Raw genomic sequence first — 20928 nt, forward strand, 5'->3', positions numbered from 1 at the left:
ACAGCCTCCTTGCAGCGGGGTGCGCCAGCGCAACTTTGATTCTTTTTTCTTATTCAATCTTTTCAGGATATAAGAACCATTAAATAGTTTTGTTTGTTCCTACTCTATAGGAATATTTATGACTTATTCTGAAAGTATGAATTCTAAATATCTGCTTTTCTTTTTCATAGGAATATTTACTTTTTTCCTGAGTGGGTACGCTCTGACTGGAATTCACCCACCCACATCGATATACCTTATGTTCATGATTTATGGAGTTCTCTTTGCAAGCGGGCTGTTAATTTCAAGGGAACGGTCTTCAGTTTTTATCCTAAAGGCATTTGCCGTGTCTCTTGTACCTCTTTTGCTGATCTCTGCATCTTTCTTTGCCCTTGGAGCTCTCAGCCACGAGTATTCCAAATCTATAGAAGCCGAAAAACTGGAATTTATACCTGATGAATTTGTTATAGTGACAGAAGAAGAACTTAATGAATATCCAGTGCTAAAGAAAGCTATCGAGTCTCCCGGAGTATACTTTAGTGCAGATCCTGAAGAATGGGAACAGACGATTGATTTCCTTGAAGAAAAAGGAGCTTATGAGATAAAAGTAGAGAAAGATTATTATAGAGTCTCTTTCATTACGGCCTGATTATTGTACGAAATCTGAAATAAACATATTCTTCATGATCCGCGGGCGTGAATACTACGATTAATTGTTTCTTCACTTTCAATAATGTCCTCATGCCCGCACAGAGTACACTTATAATATCTTCTGATTATTCGCTTATTTCCAATTTCTTTTATATCGGGTCTTTTGAATTCTTTAACCGTTCCTATTCCGCCGCATTTTTTACACTCAAAACTTTTTAGATGAATTATGGGCCGCATTTCCCCTTTTTTTATATAGATGCCCTCAGGTCCTTCTCTTGTATCAATATTCCCGCAGTACCTGCACTTCCAGTATCTTGTGACCGTCAGGGTGTAGTCCCCATGATCGCTTGTTTCCTTCAAAACCGGCTCGCCTATTTCTTCGCAGGCAAGCTTCTTGCCACACTTTCTGCAAAAAGTATCCCGGTGGTATTCCAGTACATGCTGTATGAATAAAGAGAATATGAGTGGAACCATGGATGCCGTTATGCCCAGAATATAAAACCAGTCTGAGGTTTCAGTTTCCAGGAGGTTTATTGTCGTGCCCAGAGCTATAGTTATACAGAGAAGGATGAAAATTTTGCTCATTATTTCAAGGGCTTTTCCATCAAAAACGTTTATTAAAAAAAGAGAAATACTTTTGAACCTGTGTTTCTTAAACTCAACTGTGCCGGTAAATATATGTACATTGAGGGCTTGCTCGCAGCTATTATTTTTAAGGTGTTTCTTTTCCGACAGATAATTCTCGAGGTTGCCAAACTCAGATTGATGGTACAATTCAAAAGCGCCTCTATTCTTCTTTAGTATTACTTTTTTCTGTACTATTTTTCTGTACTATTTTTCTGTACTATTTTTCTGTACTATTTTTCTGTACTATTTTTCTGTACTATTTTAATGTACTATTTTAATGTACTATTTTAGTGTACTATTTTAATGTACTATTTTAATGTACTATTTTAATGTACTATTTTAATGTACTATTTTAGTGTACTCTCTCAATTGTTAAAAAAATTGCGATTTTAATCGGTGATAGCTATCTGTTTCAAATAATTTGCCAAGCTTTGTTTTGCCAGTATTTTCTAAAATATAGAGGGTCATTGTTCGTGATTAAAAAAGAATAAGAATACAGAAAAAAGAACAGTAAAGAAAAATCGTGCAGAAAGAGCTTCTATCTGTTTTCCTTAGAAAAAATTTGCCGGCATGCTTGAAACTTTAATACGCATACCAGCCTCATCCTTCTTTTTAGTTCATTTCAGCTCTCTTAAACCTCATCGGGCTCAGGAACATACCAGTTTTCAGCGTCAGATTCATTTCCCTGCTCGTCGTCAGGTTCAGGAATATACCAGTCTCCTGTGTCTTCATAAGTTTCGTCAGTGTTCCCATATCCCTCTCCGGAGGAGTCGTTTAACTCTCCGGAGGAGTCGTTTAACTGCTGAGAAGCTTCAGTTATGTTCTTGCTGGCATTTTCAGAATATTCAGAATAGTTTTCTCCGTACCATCTTACAGGCAGAGAATAGTCAAGGTCACTTCTGTATGTTTCGGGGATAAAGATGCGGGTTCCCCTGTCCTGAAGAGCTGCAACAAAGCCAGGGTCGATAGCATCAAGCTTTGTCTTACATGCCGAAGCATCCTCGTATTCCTTTATGCGGTAATGTGCAAAACGCTTGTTATAAAGGATAGACGGTTCATTGGGGTTGATTGCAAGAGCACCATCATAAGAATTGATCGACTCATTAACCTCTCCCATTACATTGTACAGATACCCTTTATTGTACCATGCCGTTATGCAGTCTGGTTTTAATTGCACTACTTTATCAAAGCATTCAACGGCAGCAATGTTGCTGCTTATTGCGAAATTAGCGCATCCTTTGAAGTACCAGGCTGCAGCATTGTTTGGAGCATACTCAATGGCTTTGTCATAGCTGGCAATTGCTTCCTGATATCTCTCCATTTTAGCGTAAGCAAAACCCTTGTTATTTATCGCATCAATATTTTTCGGGTCAAGAGTAAGAATCTGGTCATAACAGGCGATTGCGGCTTCGAAATCTCCCTTCGCTTCCAGAGCCTTGCCCTGCCGGTACATTATCTCTCTGTTCTCAGGCGTAATCAGGAGGATCTCTCCATAGGTTGAAGCAGCTTCTTCATACCTGCCGAGTTCTTCAAACAAAGAGGCTTTCTCAGCCAGTGCCTTTGTATTGGAAGGATCAAGCTGCAGGATTCTGTTGTAGTCCTCCAGGGCCTCTTCCCTCCTTTCGGACCTTGCCAGGGCAAGAGCTCGGCCATCCAGAGCCTCTATGTTTTCCGGCTCAAGTTCGAGAAGAGGGTTGAAACAGGCAATTGCTTCTTCGTACCTGCCAAGATTTATAAGGGCCTCTGATTTTCCCTGAAGGGCTTCAGGATCACTGGCATTGGCAGCAAGTAACTGGTCATAGTAAGCAACCGCTTCTTCCGATCTCCCGAGAGTGTTCGAGGTAGAAGCCATCCCATACCAGGCATTGCTCGACTGCGGGTCAAGATCGAGAGCTTTTTTGTAACACTCCAGAGCTTCCTCACTTCTTCCGAGTTTGTCAAGGGCAGAACCTTTCTCATACCAGGCTTCGGTGCGTAAGGGGTTAATCGATAGAGCCGTATCGTAAGCATACAGGGCATCTTCATACATCTCAAGTTTGCTGTATGTTGAAGCTTTGCCGTACCAGGCTGAATCGTAACTGAATTCTGGGCTCAGGTCATCAAAGTTCTCTGAAAGGTCCGAGTTCTCTTCAGAACTTGCATATTTGTAACCCAGAAGATAAGACCAGAAGCCTCCTGAAATTGCCTTTTTAGGGCTGACCTCTGGGTCTTTCCCTTCAGACGAATTGGGAGTTGAATCCCCATACAACTCCATATCCTTGTTCAATCTGAAACGGGCAATAGAATACCCGGGATTTATCTGGAGAGCCTGACTGTAGCAGTCTGAAGCTTCCTGGTATCTTTCTAGCTGATCAAGGAGAAGACCCTTGTTGTACCAGATTTCAGCACTATCAGGGGCAGCGGCAAGAACTTTTTCGTAGCAGGCAAGAGCCTCTTCATAGTCTCCTGTTTTTGACAGGGCAAAAGCTTTGCCGTACCATGCAAGTGTATAGTTTTCATCAAGGTTTACAGCTTTATCAAAACTTTTTGCGGCATCTTTGTACTGCCCAAGTTTTGAAGAATCGTATCCTTTCCTATGCCAGACTTTCGCATATCCGGAGTCCAGTTTCAGGGCTTTATCATAGCAGTCAGCAGCTTCTTCATACCTGTTAAGTCTGTCAAGGTCCTGACCTTTCCTGTACCAGACCATTGCGTGTCCTGATTCGGTCTCAAGTACACTATCATAACACTCAAGAGCAGACTCGTAGTTCTCAAGTTTATCAAAAGCCAGCCCTTTGTCGTACCAGATTTTTACTGCAGAAGATTTAAACTCGGGCACTTCAGAATAAATGGGAAGTGAAGAATCATAAGCATTAAACTCTTCGAGAAGAGCATCTCCAACCTCTTCCACCTCAATTCCTGCATCTGGATTAAGGGCTCTATCATAGCAGGCTATTGCAGCGTCGTAATCTCCCATAGCATTAAGCACGGAACCTTTACTGTACCATGCATCAGCGTTATCAGGATTGTAAATGAGAATCTCTTCGTAGCACTGCAGGGCCTCTTCATTTCTACCAAGCTGCTCGAGACAGAAACCTTTTTTCTGCAGGGCACTGAGGTTTTCAGGCTCTGAAAGGAGGACAAATTCGTAGCAGGTCAGGGCATCCTGATACATCTCCATCCCCTCAAGGTCTACACCTTTATTGTACCAGGCCTCCGTAAGGTCAGGATTGAGGGAAATTGCCTCGTCGTAGCACTGTATTGCAGCTTCGTAATCCCCGGACATATCATACATTATTCCTTTCTGAGTCCAGAGTTCAGAATCGTCAGGAGTAATGTTAAGTGCTCCGTCAAAACACTTCATAGCTTCGTCGTAGTTTTCAAGCCCGGTATAAGCTTTTCCCTGCATTTGCAGAGTTTTGGACACGTTGGAGCCCAGGTCAATTGAACTATCATAAGAGGCTAACGCCTCCTGTTCCAGGCCAAGTTTCTCAGAAGCAAGGGCTTTCTGGAACCAGACTCTGGAAAGATAGCTATCCGTAGCGAGGCTTTTCTCGTAGCAGCTGATAGCCTCTACATAATTTTGTGTCTGAAGATATCCATTTCCTTTTTGATACCAGCTCCAGGAAGAAGCCGGGAAGCTTTCAAGAGCTCTATCATAGCAGTCAATAGCTTCTTCGTATCTTTCCAGCGATGTCAGAGCACAACCCTTTCCATACCATGCCATTGAAGAGTTCGAATCCATTTCAAGTGCGTCGTCAAAGCATTCTATGGAAAGCTCGTATTCTTTAAGAGAATAGAGATTATTGCCTTTATTTAACAGGCCTTCTACAGAAACAGGGCGCTGCGCAAGTACCTCTTCAAGCGAGGGAGGAACGGTAGCCCCGTCATCTCCTACAGCATTCTTCTGATCCTCCGCTGCTCCTGCTATATGTAAAAAACCTGCACTAGCAGATAAACTACAGGCCAGAAGAATGAAGGAACAAACAATCAAGTAAGTTTTTTTAATTGAGCTCATTAAATACCCCGATTTATTCTAATGAGTTCCTGTGGTGAATTTTCATAAGCAGTCTATCAGTATCCTTTATGGTTACTCTTGTAGTTCCCTGAATGGCGTAAATAAGAACATTCAGAGATAAATGTAACTATATGAATTAACTATATGAATTCTTTTTTCTCTTCCCTAAGATATTTTGTCTCTTTGTATTGAGTTCAAACAGGTTCTCATCCCTATAATTTCTCAGTAGATACTTATCTAATTTTAGGAGTACCTTCCTTATATAATTTATGCAGTTTAAAAAGGAAATGTCAGGTTAAATGTGAGATTTATTAGTTTTTCACTATTTTTTAGGGCTGATAAACCTATCTAATTTCCGTTTTTTTTGGATGTTTAATTCCCAGTCAACTGTTAAATTCACAGGAAAATGTTGAATTTATAGCGGATAGTCATGGTGTTTACAGAGAGTGTTAGGTTCCGGTAAATTGCAAGGTTTATATCTTACAGGGGATTAAATTCTCTTACAATTGTCTGGAGTAATAAATATTATTATTTAAAACGCAAAAACCTTTTCAGTACAAAATTTGCAAGATATGCATAAAGTATATACCTCAACATTTCATATTGCAGAAGCATGCAGAAAGAAGATCTGGATTATTTTCGGGAATGGTTTTTCGAGTATGTTAACAGATTCTTTTCCTCAGACTATTTCATCCGGGAAAATATTGAGCTAAAAATTGAACACACTCGCAGGGTGTGTGAAAATATCCTTTTAATTGCAAAATCTGAGAAAATAAGCGAAAAGGAATGCATGCTTGCCGAAACAATAGCTCTGTTCCATGACCTTGGTCGTTTTGAGCAGTTTACTAAATATAAGACGTTTAGCGATTCCGAATCGGAAAATCATGCGGTTCTGGGTGTGAAAATTCTAAATAAAGAAGGAATTCTGGCCCGTCTTCCCGAAGAGGAAATAAGGCTCGTCCTGAAAGCTGTAGAATATCACAATCTGATGGAAATTCCGGGAAATGTGAACCCCTCCAGCAAACTTCATTTTTTCTGCCGGCTGATAAGGGATGCGGATAAGATTGATATCCTGAGGTTTGCCAGTGAAGGGTATGCAGCAGAGGAAAAATGTCGGAACCCGGCACTTGAACTATATTTGCCTGATACCAAAGGGTATTCGGAACCCATGGTATCAGAGATCCTGAATAACCGAATGGCGAAAATTGGGGATATGAAAAACAGAAACGACATTAAACTTCTACGCCTGAGCTGGATTTTTGACCTCAATTTTCCTGCAACTTTTTCCCTCCTTAAAAAGTACGGTTATCTGGAGTCAATTATCTCCTCCCTGCCTGAATCAAAAGAAACGGAAGTTTTGAAAAGGCATTGCGAAAAATATCTGGATGCAATGGAATCAGGAGTTAGAGAAGGCAACAATGAGCTCTAAATCAGGAAATTTATTCCATAGCCGTCTGAGGTTATTAAGGCTTAAACGGGCAGGCTACTTAAAAATATGTTTGAAATATATTGCCTTGTGGACGAAAGCTCTTAATGATACCCTACTGAAATTATTCTTGAAACATACTTACTGTGAATTAAAATGCGGCTTCTGTGAGCTTAGAAAATATTTTTTCAGCCCCTGGGTATTTCTCCAATGTATTGTTTTTCTTAATTTTGGTATCGTTTTGTCGGGCACTTTTCATCTGGCTGGCGGCCCTCCAAGGCCAAACGCGGGTCAGGGAAAGAAAAACTGAAAGCTTCTATCCCAGGGCGCCGGAATAAATCAACTGAGTAATCAGGAAGCACCAAAATGCCCATGAATTTAAAATATCTCGGAATCAAATAATTTTTCATGAGATATCGGTTTAAACAGCACCTGTTGGAGCAGATTACTCAAGGTATCTTCTACCATATTCATTACCAAGGCTGCGCCGGTAATCCGAACGTATCTGGTTTCTTGACTGTTTCTCTAGCATTAACTCAAGGGAATCTTTTCCGGTTTCTTCCTGGTTACAGGGCTCTTTTTCTTCGTTTTTCGGTCTGCAGTTAACTGTCCTGAGGCCGGAAGGCTGGTCGATGAACTCAACCTCGATTCCGGTAAGGCTCCGAAGCCTGGGGCATAGGGCTTCCATACCCGGATTTTCCGTTGCATAATGGCTTGCGTCAATCAAGCAGAGATCTTCGTATGCCCGGAGAATGTCATGCTTAAGTTCGGATGATATAAATGCATCAACCCTGTTTTCTCTTGCGAGTTCGAGATATTCGTTTCGAAAGCCGCTGCCCCCTATAACCATTACCTTACGGATTTCTTCCTTTTCTCCGGCGTATATAACAGGGGTCTGCAGGCAATCCGAAACGTAGGTTGCCAGTTCAGTTGAGGAGCAGGGTTCGATTTCTCCTATCCTGCCAATTTCCGGGCTCCTTATATTTTTGAGCCCCAGGCGGGCTGCAAGGATGTCGTTAATTCCTTCTTCAGCTCTATCGTAATTGGTGTGCATGCTGTAGAGGGATATCCCGTTTTCAAGGGCGACCCTGAGGGAATCCGCCAGAGACTTTGAAATAATGTTCACAGGATGAAAGATGAGAGTATGATGAGTAATCAGCATGTCTGCTTTCATTTTCGCGGCTTTTTTAAGTACGTAAAAGTTTGCATCCAGGGCAATTGCTATCTTCTTCACGTCGCTTTCAAGCCCAAGGATCAAACCAATTCGACCTTTATCAAAATCATCAGCAAGCTCGGGTGGAGCTATTTCCTCAAGGATCTGCACAATTTTTTTAAGTTCCATTGAAAAACCTCCGGAAACCGGAAAATTTGAAATCGCTGGCTTTTACCAGTCAGAATTCAGGTTGTCAGAATCAAACTTCAAGTTGTCAGGATTCAACTTAAGTGTTTATGGCATTTAATCCCAGCCCTGAGTTAGAATTTCATTCCGTAATTAAAACTTTTCAACAGAACAAAGGTTTCATTCTCAAGGAGCTTGTCCATTTCAATAAAATTAGCCAGATCATGACTCAGTCCCAAAATCTAGTGATAAAAGTAAGTGTAACATCACTACACAAAATTATAATCCTATAATTATGTAATGATGTTACGGCAGAAGCAATGGTGACTATAAATCTTACACTTAATAACTTTTCTGAGCTCCATGCTCTCTTAGACGTTTTTGGTTGTTTTGGAAACGATTATGAATATACTACACGAGGAATTTTTCGTAGAAAAATTCCTCCCGTCTGTTCAATTTGTAATACTCCAATGGTTCATAATGGCTATAATCCCCATACCAAAGACGGTCTTGGGGAAATCAACATTGGTCGGTATAAATGCTCAAACTGTGGTAGTACACACGAAGAAGATTATAGTTTTTGGGAAGATATGAAGACTTTACTTTTTGATACATTCAATGATTTTTTCCAGTTACTCAGATACCATAACGTTTCATATGATGGAATTTCTGATCTAATGGATTTCATATATCCAAGATCAAGAAGCACGATTTTTAGAGCATTCTACAAAGAAATGGAACAGGAAACTATTCCATATTCAGAAAATATACATATGGTGCATTATGACGAACAACATCCAAAAGAAGGAAGATGTCAGAAATACCGTTTAACTTTACTGGATGCAAAAGCTCAAAGAACGATAGCAGATGAACTTTTCAAAGATAAGAGTCCAGAAACCATCAAGGAATTTCTAAAGAAAAATCTTGATGCATCAGAGCCAGTGTTTATCGTTACGGATTTTGATAAGAGATACCCTGATATATTAAAGGAAATTTTTAGGGATAAGTTAGTCCATCAATATTGTTTGATGCATTTAAATAAGCTTATTGTTAATGATTTTCCAAAGAACACAACGATAGAACAGGAACTTTTGAAGTACAGGTTATTAAGTATATTTTATAATAGAGAGAATGAGATTAAATTTCTGCAAAAACTTCAATCTGAAGAACTCAACGTAATTAATAACAAAGAAAAGCATCAAGAATGGATTAAAAAAGCAAAAAAGGAATTTTGCCAGTATAGACATAAATTAAAGCTTGAAATCAGAAGAAAAAAGGAAAATCTTCCACGTAATAGTCTTGAAAAAGCAAAATATAACTTTGATAAATTAATGGAAAATATAAGAATATATGATGAAAAGGTTCAAAAACGATTGTGGATGATCAATAAACACTGGTTAAATCTTACTTTGTTCCATTATCTTATATTCGGCAGGTCGACATTATGAATTAAATATTTTTGCTGATATTGTTTTTTAAACATTCTGCAAATTTGTAATATACTTGAAGCTGGTTAACATACGACTCAAATCTTACGCCCTATATAAGTAACGAACCATTTTTGCAGTAATGTTTAATGTGGAAGAAAATGTGTTTTCCCACAAAAACGCTATCAGTAAAAATACTTGGAAAAAATCAAGTTACCTGCCGAAAGTAGGATTATCTTCCAGGAGCGCCAGCGACAAATAACCCTATCGAAAGCTATTATTCAAAAAGTCTAAAAACGGATAACAAGAAGAAGTTTAGAACTGACAAAGGAATTGAAAATCGGATTAAACTTACTCAGATGAGAAGATTAAATTTACTTAAGAAACCACAAAAGTCATTTATGGAATTGTTCAGATTATTTTCTCCATTTAAGCTTTAGTAATATCTATTTTTGAGAGAGTAGTTCAGAATGACATAGCGGAGCGTGTCGATTTTAGTCAATAGGTTCAGTGAAAAATTACAGAAGTAAAAGAATTCTTTGGCAGAAATGCCAAAAAAATTGTTTCTCAAGGGTTATATTACAGTTTATTTAGGAAGTTAGCAGAGAAATTGAAGTTTAAAGGATGGAAAAAAATGAGAAATCACTAAATTATGGAATTGTGTCTAAATCTGTGTACAATAAAGTTTATCGGAAAATCCTATGAAATTTATTAATGGAAATAGTTTTTCCCGGCTGTTGATAAATTTTTGCTCCATAAAAGGGATTTTAAAGCTAAGAATAAAGATGCAGAGAACAAAGAGAAAGAAAAAATTGAAAATAATTTTTAATTTTGATTGTTTGCATTTCCCGGAAATATTAATGCTTAAATAGTATATGAAAATGAGTCAATAGTTGCTTACCCACCCATTTTTTTCCAAACGTACATCTATTTAATAATTTAACCCTAATTAAATATGCATGAGGGGATCAGGCGTGGGACAGATTTTCTTTCAACGTATGAAGAGAGAAGAAAAAGAGGATGGGATATAGACAACGGGCTTGGAGGATATGCTTCTTCTACAGCCATCGAGGCAGGAACAAGGCCTTGCCACGGCTGCTGTAACAGTTTCGGAGAATTCTCCCGGAAGGCTTTTGCTGTTTCAACAGGAGATATTTCTTTCCTAACTCTTGAGAAGGTTGATAAACTCCATGCAAGGGAAGCAAATCGGCAGAATTTTCTCGCTTTCGATTCGGGCTTACTAAGCCTTTTGCTCTTCAGCTTCTCAAGACAACTGATGCTTTTGTAGTGAAAAATCAGTTCACAGGGTGAAAACACGGTTATTGCAGGATATCACTGGTACTCGGGCTGGAGAAGGAATGCCATGATTTCTCTGCCCGGCCTGTAAAATTAAACACAGGCACAATTTCCAAAGTTTTTGATGTGGACTTCTCCCCACTCTTCCGGTGGTGCGATTGCCCGGGTGGAGAGTGTTGCAAAAATGTTAAGGGCATACGTAAGGAAAGTACGTGGGATCAGGTCTTGAAAAAAGAATTGTGCATACCACCTTTAGTGAAGAAATAGCATGAGCTGGAAAGGAAGGAGGGGGTAATACGACCTGGGTAAATCATGGGGAGTTGTTTGTAAGGCATAAGAAAAATCCTATACTTACGATTGAAGACTGGCCGTATCATGCTAATGCGGTTTTTAACCCCGCAGCTGCCATAGTTGACGGTGAAACACTATTGATGGTACGGGTTGAAGACCACAGAGGTTTTTCTCACCTTACAATAGCCAGGAGTAATAATGGAATCGATGGCTGGGAGATCGATCCCGAACCGACCTTGGTCCCGGATCCCGCACACTATCCCGAGGAAATATACGGCATTGAAGACCCACGTATAACTTACATAGAGGAGATGGGGAAGTGGGCTGTAGCATATACGGCTTTTTCGGATTCGGGTCCTTTAGCTTCTCTTGCCTTCACGGAGGATTTCCGCAATTTTGAGAGAATAGGGGCTATAATGCCGCCCGAAAATAAAGATGCTGCTCTTTTTCCTGTCAGATTTAACGGCAAGTGGGCTCTGTTACACAGACCAGTATCCGGCATGACAGGTACAAAAACAAACATCTGGATCTCTTTTTCCCCGGACATGAAACACTGGGGCGGGCATCAGGTCCTCCTGTATGCCCGGGAAGGAGGATGGTGGGATGCCCGTAAGATAGGTTTATCTCCGCATCCGATGCGTGTGCCTGAAGGGTGGCTGATTATGTACTATGGTGCACGCCAGACAACAGGTAAAACAAGTTATCGGCTTGGGCTTGCTCTCCTTGACCCTGAAGACCCGAGAAAAGTCCTCCGCAGGTCTGAAGGCTGGGTTTTCGGGCCCCGTGAACTCTACGAACGCAGTGGAGACGTCAACGATGTCATTTTGCCCTGCGGCTGGGTTTTAGTGGAGGATGAGATCAGAATTTATTATGGAAGTGCGGAAGTATCTGTCTCCATGGCCAGTGCAAAAATAAACGACATTCTGGAATATATCCGCGGATGCCCTGAGGAACAATATGCCGATGAATATTATAGCTGGTTCGGATGAAGTATTGAAAGGTCTATTGATACAAAAAAGGATAATTTAAAATTAGATTGCGTGGGCAGTTAATGGAATTCTCAGATAGAAATTTGATCCTCAAATTCAAATCCAGCAAATTCAAACCCGGTCAAATGGAGAGAACTCTCCATTTAAACAGATTTTATCAGGTCACACTTTGGAAAAATATTTCCTTTCAAGAAAATTCAATGGCAAAGGAATTTCCTGTGTTGGAGAGAATGCTGAACTCCTTTCTCTCTTTCATTTTCTATGAATTTTTTATGAATACTATTGTGGGGAAAGGGAACAAGACTGACTTAAGGTTCGTTGTCAAGGATTTTCCATTATACGTAAGCTCCGGGATTTCTTAGTCAATGTGAAGTAAATTCAATAATCGATATAATTCGGTATATTTCGGCATTGTAAACATTTTAGGTATTTTTGATTGAGTGAACAATCAAGGTTTGGGGGTATTTATGAAAGAAAATGTGCAACTCAAAGTTGATGAAATAAAGGATTCTCCTGCAAGCGAAATCATTAAAAAACTTGATTCGAGTGACAAAGGACTTTCTTCTTCGGAAGCTGAGAGCCGGATTGAGCAGTATGGCTATAATGAAATTTTCGAAAAGAAGGTCAGCCCGCTTAGAAAATTTTTCGGTTATTTCTGGGGTCCCATTCCCTGGATGATTGAAATTGCAGCTGTAATTTCAGCTTTTATCCATCGATGGGAAGACTTCGTGATAATTTCCTTGCTCCTTCTCTTAAACGGAGTCGTGGGGTTCTGGCAGGAAAATAAGGCTGACAATGCCATTGAACTCCTTAAGCAGAAAATGGCCCTTAATGCCAAAGTGCTCAGAGGAGGGGAATGGAGCCAGATACCTGCACGGGAACTGGTCCCCGGAGATGTGGTTCGCGTACGTTCAGGAGATGTTGTGCCTGCAGACCTTAAGCTCTTTGAAGGAGACTATCTGCAGGTAGATGAATCAGCTCTCACCGGGGAATCCCTGCCTGTAGAAAAAAAATCCGATGATATTGCCTATTCGGGGTCCGTTATCCAGAAAGGGGAGATGAACGCCCTTGTTGTGGCTACGGGTATGAATACCTATTTTGGAGAGACAACCAAACTGGTGGCCGAGATTCGGACCAGGAGCCACTTCCAAAAAGCGGTCCTAAAAATCGGAGACTACCTGATCGTCCTTGCAGCCTGCATTGTTGCGATTGTTTTAGTTATAGAGTTTTTTTTCAGGCATACTCCTTTTCTGGAAACCCTCCAGTTTGCTCTTGTGTTGATCGTAGCCGCAATTCCGGCAGCTCTTCCTGCCGTAATGTCCGTTTCAATGGCCGTTGGAGCCACCGAGCTCGCAAACAAAGGAGCCATTGTCAGCAAGCTGGTCTCCATAGAAGAAATGGCCGGGATGGATATCCTGTGTTCGGACAAAACCGGTACGATCACCCAGAATAAGCTAAAATTGTCAGAAATATCACCTTTCGGAAACTTTAAAGAAAACGATCTCCTGCTTTACGGCTCGCTGGCCTCAAGGGAAGAGGACAACGACCCGATTGATAATGCAATCCTTCTGAAGGCAAAAGATGAAGGATCAGTTCAAGAAAAAATCGATTCTTATGAAGTCAAAGAGTTCACGCCGTTTGATCCCGTTATAAAGCACACCGAGGCTACGATTGAAGGGCCTGAAGGGAAATTAAAAATTGCCAAAGGTGCGCCCCAGGTTATTCTGGACATGTCAGATGATAAAGAAGAAGTAAGGCAGAAAGTGGAAGAAAAAGTAGATTCTCTGGCTTCAAAGGGGTATCGTGCCCTGGGAGTATGTGTGGGGGAAGAAGGGAAATACAGGTTTGCAGGGCTTCTGGGACTTTATGACCCCCCGCATGAGGACTCTGCTGAGACCATAAAGACAGCAAACTCCCTCAACGTGAACGTGAAAATGGTAACCGGGGACCATATCGCCATTGCTAAGGAGATAGCAAGCCAGGTAGGCCTGGGCACGAACATAATTACGGCTGATGATTTCGTAGAAAAATCCGATTCCGAAGCTCAGGAACTTGTAGAAAAGGCAGACGGGTTTGCCCAGGTCTTTCCCGAGCACAAATACAGGATCGTCGACCTCCTTCAAAAAGAAGAACATATTGTTGGCATGACAGGAGACGGCGTCAACGACGTCCCTGCTCTGAAAATGGCTGATGCGGGAATTGCTGTTGCAGGAGCCACGGATGCCGCAAAATCCGCTGCAGACATCGTGTTTACAATATCAGGCCTCTCGATCATTATTAACGCGATAAAAGAAAGCCGCAAGATATTCCAGAGGATGAAGAGCTACTCCATCTACAGAATTGCCGAAACCGTCCGGGTGCTTTTTTTTATTGCCACTTCGATAATCGTGTTTAATTTCTATCCCATAACCGCCATAATGATCGTTTTGCTTGCTATTCTCAACGATGCCCCTATAATGACTATTGCATATGACAATGTGAAATATTCCCTGAAACCGGAAGAATGGAACATGCGCGAGGTCGTGAGAGTTTCCACATTTCTGGGAATTCTGGGAGTGATTGCTTCATTCCTGATATACTATATCGGAGCCAGGGTTCTTTACCTCAGTCCGGGTGTACTGCAGTCTTTTATCTTCCTGAAACTTGCCGTAGCCGGGCACCTGACCATATTTGTTGCCCGCACCAGGGGACATTTCTGGTCTCCTCCTCCGGGAAAGCTCCTTTTTTGGTCTGCAGTGGTCACAAAACTGCTGGCAACCTTTATCGCAGTGTACGGGATCTATATATCTCCTATCGGATGGAAACTGGCAGGCTTTATCTGGATCTACGCACTTACAGCTTTTGTTATAACCGATTATTTGAAGGTAGGCTTTTATAAGCTAATGGACAGCAGAGGATGATTTTCTATCTGGAATGAAAGGGGGGATAATATTACCTGGAGAGACCGAGGAGAATTGTTTGTAAGGCATAAGAAAAATCCCATACTTACAGTTGAAGACTGGCCGTATCATGCTAATTCGGTTTTTAACCCTGCAGCTGCCATAGTTGACGGCAAAATACTATTGCTGGTGCGTGTCGAAGATCACAGAGGCATTTCTCATCTTACAGTAGCCAGGAGTAATAATGGAATCGACGGCTGGGAGATCGACCCCGAACCGACCTTTGTCCCGGATCCTGTCAATTATCCTGAGGAGATATACGGCATTGAAGACCCACGCATAACCTACATTGATGAGCTGGGGAAGTGGGTTGTAGCGTATACAGCTTTTTCGGACTCCGGCCCCTTGCCGGCTCTTGCCTTTACGGAGGATTTCCGCAATTTTGAGAGAATAGGCCCCGCCCTGCCCCCTGAAAATAAAGACGCTGCCCTCTTTCCCGTAAGATTTAACGGCAAATGGGCAATGATACACAGGCCTGTGCCTGCTATTCACGGTATGAAAGCGAATATGTGGATCTCCTTTTCTACAGAAATGGAAGCCTGGGGCGGGCATCAGGTCCTTCTCTATGCCCGGGAAGGGGGATGGTGGGATGCCTATAAGATAGGATTATGCCCGCAGCCGATACGTATACCCGACGGCTGGTTAATTATGTATCATGGAGTGCGCCCGACAATGCCAACAATAAGTTATCGGCTTGGGCTTGCTCTCCTTGACCCTGAAGACCCGAGAAAAGTCCTCCGCAGGTCTGAAGGCTGGGTTTTCGGGCCTCTCGAACTCTACGAACGCAGCGGAGATGTCAACTATGTTGTTTTCCCCTGCGGATGGGTTGTGGTGAAGGATGAACTTCGTATTTATTACGGAAGTGCGGATACATCTATCTCAATGGCCAGCGCAAAAATGAGCGAGATCCTGGAATATGTCCGTGAATGCCCTGAAGAACAGTGTCCTGAAGAGTACTGCAGATTTTTTGAGGGGAACAGGAGGAGGGTTACTGACCTGAAAAGAGGCTAAATATAGAATATGGGGTTGGCATTATCTTACTAAAGTTTCAGGCTCTGGGTAAAGGACTCGTGCGCCGGACTCAGCAAAAGGTCTGGCTTTGAAATTTAAGAGGCTGTCTGAATATTCATTTTTCATCTGGATAAAGGTTCTATTTTAGCCAGTCGTCTGCTCATTATATGGATCATAGCCGCATAAATGAAGGCTTGACTGGACTCTGTTAATCCTTCATAATCTTTGCTCAAACGCCGATAACGACCCAACCATCCAAATGTACGCTCTACTACCCATCTGCGAGGAAGTACTTGAAAACCTTTGACATCATCTTTACGCCTTACTATTTCCAAAACCCAACCACAGGTTATCTTGACCCAATCAATCAGTTGACCAGCATAAGCAGCATCAGCCCAAATAAGCTGCAATCGAGAGAATGTCCCCTTAATTTGTTCCAGAACAAGTTTAGCTCCATCTCGATCCTGAATATTCGCTGCATGAACTACAACTATTAATAGTAGCCCTGTTGTATCCACCAGAATATGGCGCTTTCGTCCTTTGACTTTCTTACCAGCATCATAGCCGCGTACTCCACGTGTTTCTGTGGTTTTGACTGATTGACTATCCAAAATCGCTGCACTCGGTTCTGGTTCTCTGCCATTTTCAATTCTCAGTTCAGTTCTTAGCGCAGCATTTATGCGTTCCCAAATTCCATAAAGACGCCAAAGACGGAAATAGTGGTAGACAGTTTGCCATGGTGGAAATTCGTGTGGTAACATTCGCCATGCACAACCAGAACGTAGCAAATAGAATATGCCATTCAATATTTCACGATAGGGGTGAACACGTTTTTTGCCTCGATTAGTTGGGGGATTTGGGATATGAGGCTCGATTAGTTTCCATTCTTTATCAGATAAATCGCTAGGATAAGGAAGTCTTTCAGTCTGTTCTGACATTGACGAACAATCTTGGGACATGTTTTATCCCGAAATTATTTCGCGCTAAATATGTCGGTTGTAATCCCTTATCTTTTGTGAAACTTAATGGAAAAAAGATACGTTGGATCATTGCTCAAAAATCGAAAGGTGAATCTACCTCGACGATAGCTGAGATCCAGGGGATCTCAGCCCGTCGAGTTCAGCAGATCTACAAAGAATACGTTGAAACTGGTCAGCTTCCTCAAGTTGGCATTAATCTTGGAAGACCAAAGAACCCCTTATCCTCCTCTGATCAGGAATTGATTGACCAAACTTACTCTGATTATAAGTTTGGAGCCTGTTACCTTGAGATTCTCATCGAAGGCAAATATAATCGTAAGATATCTCATAACAGAATCCATAACTACCTACTTAGCATGGACCTTGCCAAGGAAAACCGAAAAAAGAAACAGAGAAGAAAATGGTGTAGATACGAACGCGAACACAGCATGTCTGCTGCACACATCGATTGGCATGAGAATCCCCTGTTAGGACTGCAAGTCTGTGCCATTCTTGATGATTCATCAAGAATGATAATTGCAGGTGGAGAGTACGTTCATTGCAACACGGAGAACACCATTAAAGTGATTGATGAACTTGTCAAAGAGTACTGGGACATATACCCTTTAAGAGAGCTCATTATGGATCATGGAAGTGAATTCGGGGCTCACAGGATTAATAAGGATGGTTCATGGGATAGTGACTTTAAAAGATGCATTGAAGAACTTGGAATCAAACCAATACTTGCAAGGGTAAGACATCCTCAGACAAACGGAAAAATAGAGAAATGGTTCGATACATATCAAAGGTTTAGAGGAGAGTTTGAATCATTTGAAGAATTCGTACAGTGGTATAACAAGAGGCCACATGGAGCTTTGAAACTTGAACAGTTAGAATCGCCACAGGAAGCATTCTGGAATAGATTACCAGTTGAGGCAAAGTTCAGAATAGGAGTGAGATTGTTTGGGTGGTGAAAACATGGACAAGAGGAAAAAAGTTTCAAAGCGAAATTATTTCAGGACAAAACAGAGCGAAGAATTTTTTCTTTATTATTTAACCGGGGCTGGCTTGAATGGAACTGCTGGGTGTGAACATACTTGAAGTTTTGACAGGGATAGACCAGTTTATCTGGGGACCACCCCTTCTTATTTTGCTTGTTGGGACAGGAATTTTCCTGACTTTGCGCCTTGGGCTGATTCAGGTTTTCAGGCTGCCTCTTGCTCTCAAATATGTCCTGAATTCAAAGAAATATGAAGAAGGAGTCCTTGGCGACATTTCGAGCTTTGCGGCACTCAGCACCGCACTTTCTGCAACAATCGGAACAGGAAACATTGTAGGAGTTGCAACGGCAGTCAAGACCGGGGGTCCAGGGGCTCTTTTCTGGATGCTCCTTGCCGCCTTTTTCGGGATGGCAACCATGTATTCCGAAGCCCTGCTGGCAGTCAAATACAGAACAGTTGACGCAAACGGGCAGATGTCAGGGGGCCCAATGTATTACATTAAAAACGGACTTGCTCATAAGAAGTACAGCAAGGTCCTTGCCCCCCTTTTTGCCATCTTTGGGGTAAATGTGGCACTCTTCGGAATAGGAACTTTTCCTCAGGTAAACGCTATCGTGGACTCGGCAAGGATTGCTTTTGACATCCCCGAAGTCCTGACTGCAGCCGTGTTGAGCCTGCTTGTGGCTTTTGTGACACTAGGAGGGATCAGGAGGATTGCGGCTGTTGCCCAGTTCATGGTACCTTTTATGGCAGTGGCTTATGTGCTGGGCTGCCTTGTGATTATCGGGCTGAACCTTGAAAAGCTCCCGGAAACGTTTGCTCTGATCCTCAGGTCCGCCTTTTCCGAAACAGCAGCAAAGGGAGGGTTCCTTGGGGCTGGGGTGATGCTTGCAATTCGGATGGGAGTTGCCAGGGGGATTTTCTCAAACGAAGCCGGGCTTGGAAGCTCCCCCATAGCAGCCGCGGCTGCAAGGGTCAAAGAGCCGGCAAAGCAGGGTCTGATCTCAATGACCGGGACCTTTTTCGATACCATTATTGTCTGCCTGATGACAGGAACAGTGCTCATCATGACGGATTCCTGGACCGGAGATCTTGCAGGGGCTTACATGACAAGCTATGCCTTTTCCACCGTACTTGCAGAAATCGGGAGTTATATCGTAACGGTCGGGCTCATATTCTTTGCCTTTACAACCATTCTTGGGTGGAACTATTACGGGGAGCGCTGCACGGAGTTCCTCTTCGGGGTTAAAGGAATCCTTCCCTATAAAGTACTATATATCCTCATCGTTGCCTCAGGCGCCTTCCTGACCCTTGATGTCATCTGGGTCCTGGCAGATATCGTGAACGGGCTTATGGCGATTCCGAATCTGATAGCCCTCCTGGCGCTGAGAAAGGTTGTTGAATCCGAAACTGGATGGTATTTTAAGAGGAATAAGGACTTTGAGAGGAATAAAAGCCATGGGGAAAAAAATAAGAGCTGAAAAATTGAATTAGGGAAGAAGTATAAGAGTTTTGAGAGGAATAAGAGCTTTAAAGGAAGTAAAAGTTGAAAATTGAATTAGGGAAGAAGTTCGAAAACATGAAAATACAACCTGATGCAGGTTGCAAACAAAGTGTAACGGTTATAAGCAAGACTTAAAGATTGTTAATTATAAAGTTCACAAAACCAGACAGGGATTGTTACCCATGAAACTTACCTTTTCAGGAAAAGCCCCGGAGGCTATGAAGAAGGAAAACAGAGGACTGAATTTTGTAACTGCGATACTGCTAATAGCCGTTCTTCTGACTTCTCCTGCATCTGCAGTTATCGTTTCGGGAGATACACACCTTCAGGTTGAAGTCTCGGAAATAACCCCTAACCCTGCAAGACCCGGAGAAGACCTGCTTATAACAGTCAATATAGAAAATACCGGTGACGAGCCTGCAGAGAACGTGAAAATAGGGATCGAAGAACTTTACCCTTTTATCTTTAAGTACAGCACCTCAGATGTGTACGGTTCCGGGACCAATACCGAACGCACTTTTCTAATCGAACAGATAAGGCAGCGTTCGAAGGTCCAGGTAGACTTCCATTTCAGGGTCAGCCCCGAAGCAAAATCGGGAGATTACCAGCTTGAATTTACTATCAAAGATGACGGCGGAACAAGCTTTTCAAAAAGGATTCCTATTCGAGTGGAAGGAAACCCTGATCTCGTACTTACAGACACCGGGGTCTTTCCGGTAAATGCGGAAAATTCCTCTTCCGGAGCCCTTGTCCCCGGGGAAGAATTTTACCTCAGGACTACAGTCAAAAATGCAGGGAACGGAGATGCGAAAAATGTCCGTGTTATTCTCGATCTGAACGGCTCTTCCCCTGTTATTTCCCTGCAGGATAACGTCCGTTTCTTTGAAAACCTGAGTGCCGGAAGTTCCGAAAACCTATCTTTCAAGCTCCTTTTAGGCAGCAATGCGGGCGTGCAGCCCTACAAGATTCCTCTCCGGATAACCGCCTCAAACGAAGCCGAAACCCTTCAGATCGACAAGTCCCAGGAAATTGGAGTGAATGTGCTGAACCGGGCGAAAATAAATATTGCAAGCCTTAAATTCGACCCTGAAATGCCTGAGAAAGGCCAGCAGGCTTCCATGATCCTGAGGCTTGAAAATGTGGGGGACGGAGAAGCTCGTTTTGTGAAAGCCAGGCTCGAAGGGCTTGATGGCGACGGCAACACATATGCTTTTATTGGAAAGCTAAAAAAAGATGATGATGCTCCTGCAGTCTTTATCTTCATTCCTGAAAAGGCAGGAGAACAGGAGGTAACCCTGCTTGTGGAGTACGAGGACGATTTCGGAGCCCACCAGCTCAGTGAAAACCTGACGTTCGATGTGATCAGGACAAAAACCAGTATTGTCCCAATTGTCCTGGGAGCAGTCATTGTACTTGCAGCCGCAGGCTTTTACCTGAAAAAGAAAGGCAAAATCTAAGCTGGGGAAACGAAAAGAGGAACGTTTCAAATAAC

At 42.2% G+C, this 20928-nt stretch carries 15 protein-coding genes and 1 pseudogene; 12 read left to right on the forward strand and 4 right to left on the reverse strand.

Annotated elements, in window-relative coordinates; genetic code table 11:
• Positions 1–136: 136 nt before the first annotated feature.
• Positions 137–628, forward strand: coding sequence for a hypothetical protein (locus MA_RS14805; RefSeq protein WP_226990616.1), 492 nt, complete (start codon positions 137–139; stop codon positions 626–628).
• A gap of 32 nt (positions 629–660) precedes the next feature.
• On the opposite strand, the gene MA_RS14810 is transcribed toward MA_RS14805, so the two are convergent.
• The gene (locus MA_RS14810) at positions 661–1404 is read right to left on the reverse strand and encodes a hypothetical protein (RefSeq protein ID WP_011022777.1); all 744 of its coding nucleotides are present in this window, start codon (positions 1402–1404) and stop codon (positions 661–663) included.
• 484 nt (positions 1405–1888) lie between these two features.
• The gene (locus MA_RS14815) at positions 1889–5254 is read right to left on the reverse strand and encodes a tetratricopeptide repeat protein (RefSeq protein WP_011022778.1); all 3366 of its coding nucleotides are present in this window, start codon (positions 5252–5254) and stop codon (positions 1889–1891) included.
• A 613-nt stretch (positions 5255–5867) separates the two neighbouring features.
• Here MA_RS14815 and MA_RS14820 point away from each other — a divergent pair.
• Positions 5868–6683, forward strand: coding sequence for an HD domain-containing protein (locus MA_RS14820; RefSeq protein WP_048065531.1), 816 nt, complete (start codon positions 5868–5870; stop codon positions 6681–6683).
• A 442-nt stretch (positions 6684–7125) separates the two neighbouring features.
• On the opposite strand, the gene MA_RS14830 is transcribed toward MA_RS14820, so the two are convergent.
• Entirely contained in the window at positions 7126–8022 is an 897-nt protein-coding gene (locus MA_RS14830; RefSeq protein WP_011022780.1) for a Nif3-like dinuclear metal center hexameric protein, read from the reverse strand.
• A gap of 317 nt (positions 8023–8339) precedes the next feature.
• On the opposite strand from MA_RS14830, the pseudogene MA_RS14840 reads away from it, so the two are divergent.
• The 6 genes and pseudogenes from MA_RS14840 to MA_RS14865 form a co-directional block, all read left to right on the forward strand.
• A pseudogene (locus tag MA_RS14840) lies at positions 8340–9443 on the forward strand (ISNCY-like element ISMac19 family transposase); the annotation flags it as partial.
• A 958-nt stretch (positions 9444–10401) separates the two neighbouring features.
• On the forward strand, positions 10402–10734 hold the full coding sequence (locus MA_RS14845) for a glycogen debranching enzyme N-terminal domain-containing protein (protein ID WP_048065534.1): 333 nt from the start codon (positions 10402–10404) through the stop codon (positions 10732–10734).
• A gap of 6 nt (positions 10735–10740) precedes the next feature.
• Positions 10741–10833 (forward strand): amylo-alpha-1,6-glucosidase, encoded by a 93-nt coding sequence (locus MA_RS29670; RefSeq protein ID WP_342636668.1) that lies wholly within the window; start codon positions 10741–10743, stop codon positions 10831–10833.
• A gap of 229 nt (positions 10834–11062) precedes the next feature.
• On the forward strand, positions 11063–12022 hold the full coding sequence (locus tag MA_RS14850) for a glycosidase (protein ID WP_011022783.1): 960 nt from the start codon (positions 11063–11065) through the stop codon (positions 12020–12022).
• Between the two features lie 467 nt (positions 12023–12489).
• Positions 12490–14922 (forward strand): plasma-membrane proton-efflux P-type ATPase, encoded by a 2433-nt coding sequence (locus MA_RS14860; protein WP_048065536.1) that lies wholly within the window; start codon positions 12490–12492, stop codon positions 14920–14922.
• Positions 14923–14952: 30 nt separating this feature from the next.
• Positions 14953–15972, forward strand: coding sequence for a glycosidase (locus tag MA_RS14865; protein ID WP_048065537.1), 1020 nt, complete (start codon positions 14953–14955; stop codon positions 15970–15972).
• Between the two features lie 122 nt (positions 15973–16094).
• Here MA_RS14865 and MA_RS14870 read toward each other — a convergent pair whose 3' ends face one another.
• Positions 16095–16910 carry an IS5-like element ISMac15 family transposase gene (locus MA_RS14870; RefSeq protein ID WP_048065538.1) on the reverse strand — a complete coding sequence of 272 codons (816 nt, stop codon included), beginning with the start codon at positions 16908–16910 and terminating at the stop codon, positions 16095–16097.
• A gap of 77 nt (positions 16911–16987) precedes the next feature.
• On the opposite strand from MA_RS14870, the gene MA_RS14875 reads away from it, so the two are divergent.
• The 4 genes from MA_RS14875 to MA_RS14885 all read left to right on the forward strand — a co-directional run bounded on the left by MA_RS14875 (position 16988) and on the right by MA_RS14885 (position 20893).
• Complete coding sequence (locus tag MA_RS14875) at positions 16988–17905, forward strand: IS481-like element ISMac4 family transposase (protein ID WP_011020628.1); 918 nt, start codon at positions 16988–16990, stop codon at positions 17903–17905.
• A gap of 4 nt (positions 17906–17909) precedes the next feature.
• On the forward strand, positions 17910–18032 hold the full coding sequence (locus tag MA_RS29465) for a hypothetical protein (RefSeq protein ID WP_282678814.1): 123 nt from the start codon (positions 17910–17912) through the stop codon (positions 18030–18032).
• On the forward strand, positions 18004–19413 hold the full coding sequence (locus MA_RS14880; RefSeq protein WP_011022789.1) for an alanine/glycine:cation symporter family protein: 1410 nt from the start codon (positions 18004–18006) through the stop codon (positions 19411–19413). Before MA_RS29465 ends, MA_RS14880 begins: the two co-directional genes overlap by 29 nt.
• A gap of 205 nt (positions 19414–19618) precedes the next feature.
• Positions 19619–20893, forward strand: coding sequence for a COG1361 S-layer family protein (locus MA_RS14885; protein WP_048065539.1), 1275 nt, complete (start codon positions 19619–19621; stop codon positions 20891–20893).
• Positions 20894–20928: the final 35 nt, after the last annotated feature.

It is taken from the genome of Methanosarcina acetivorans C2A (assembly GCF_000007345.1).
Lineage (GTDB): Archaea > Halobacteriota > Methanosarcinia > Methanosarcinales > Methanosarcinaceae > Methanosarcina > Methanosarcina acetivorans.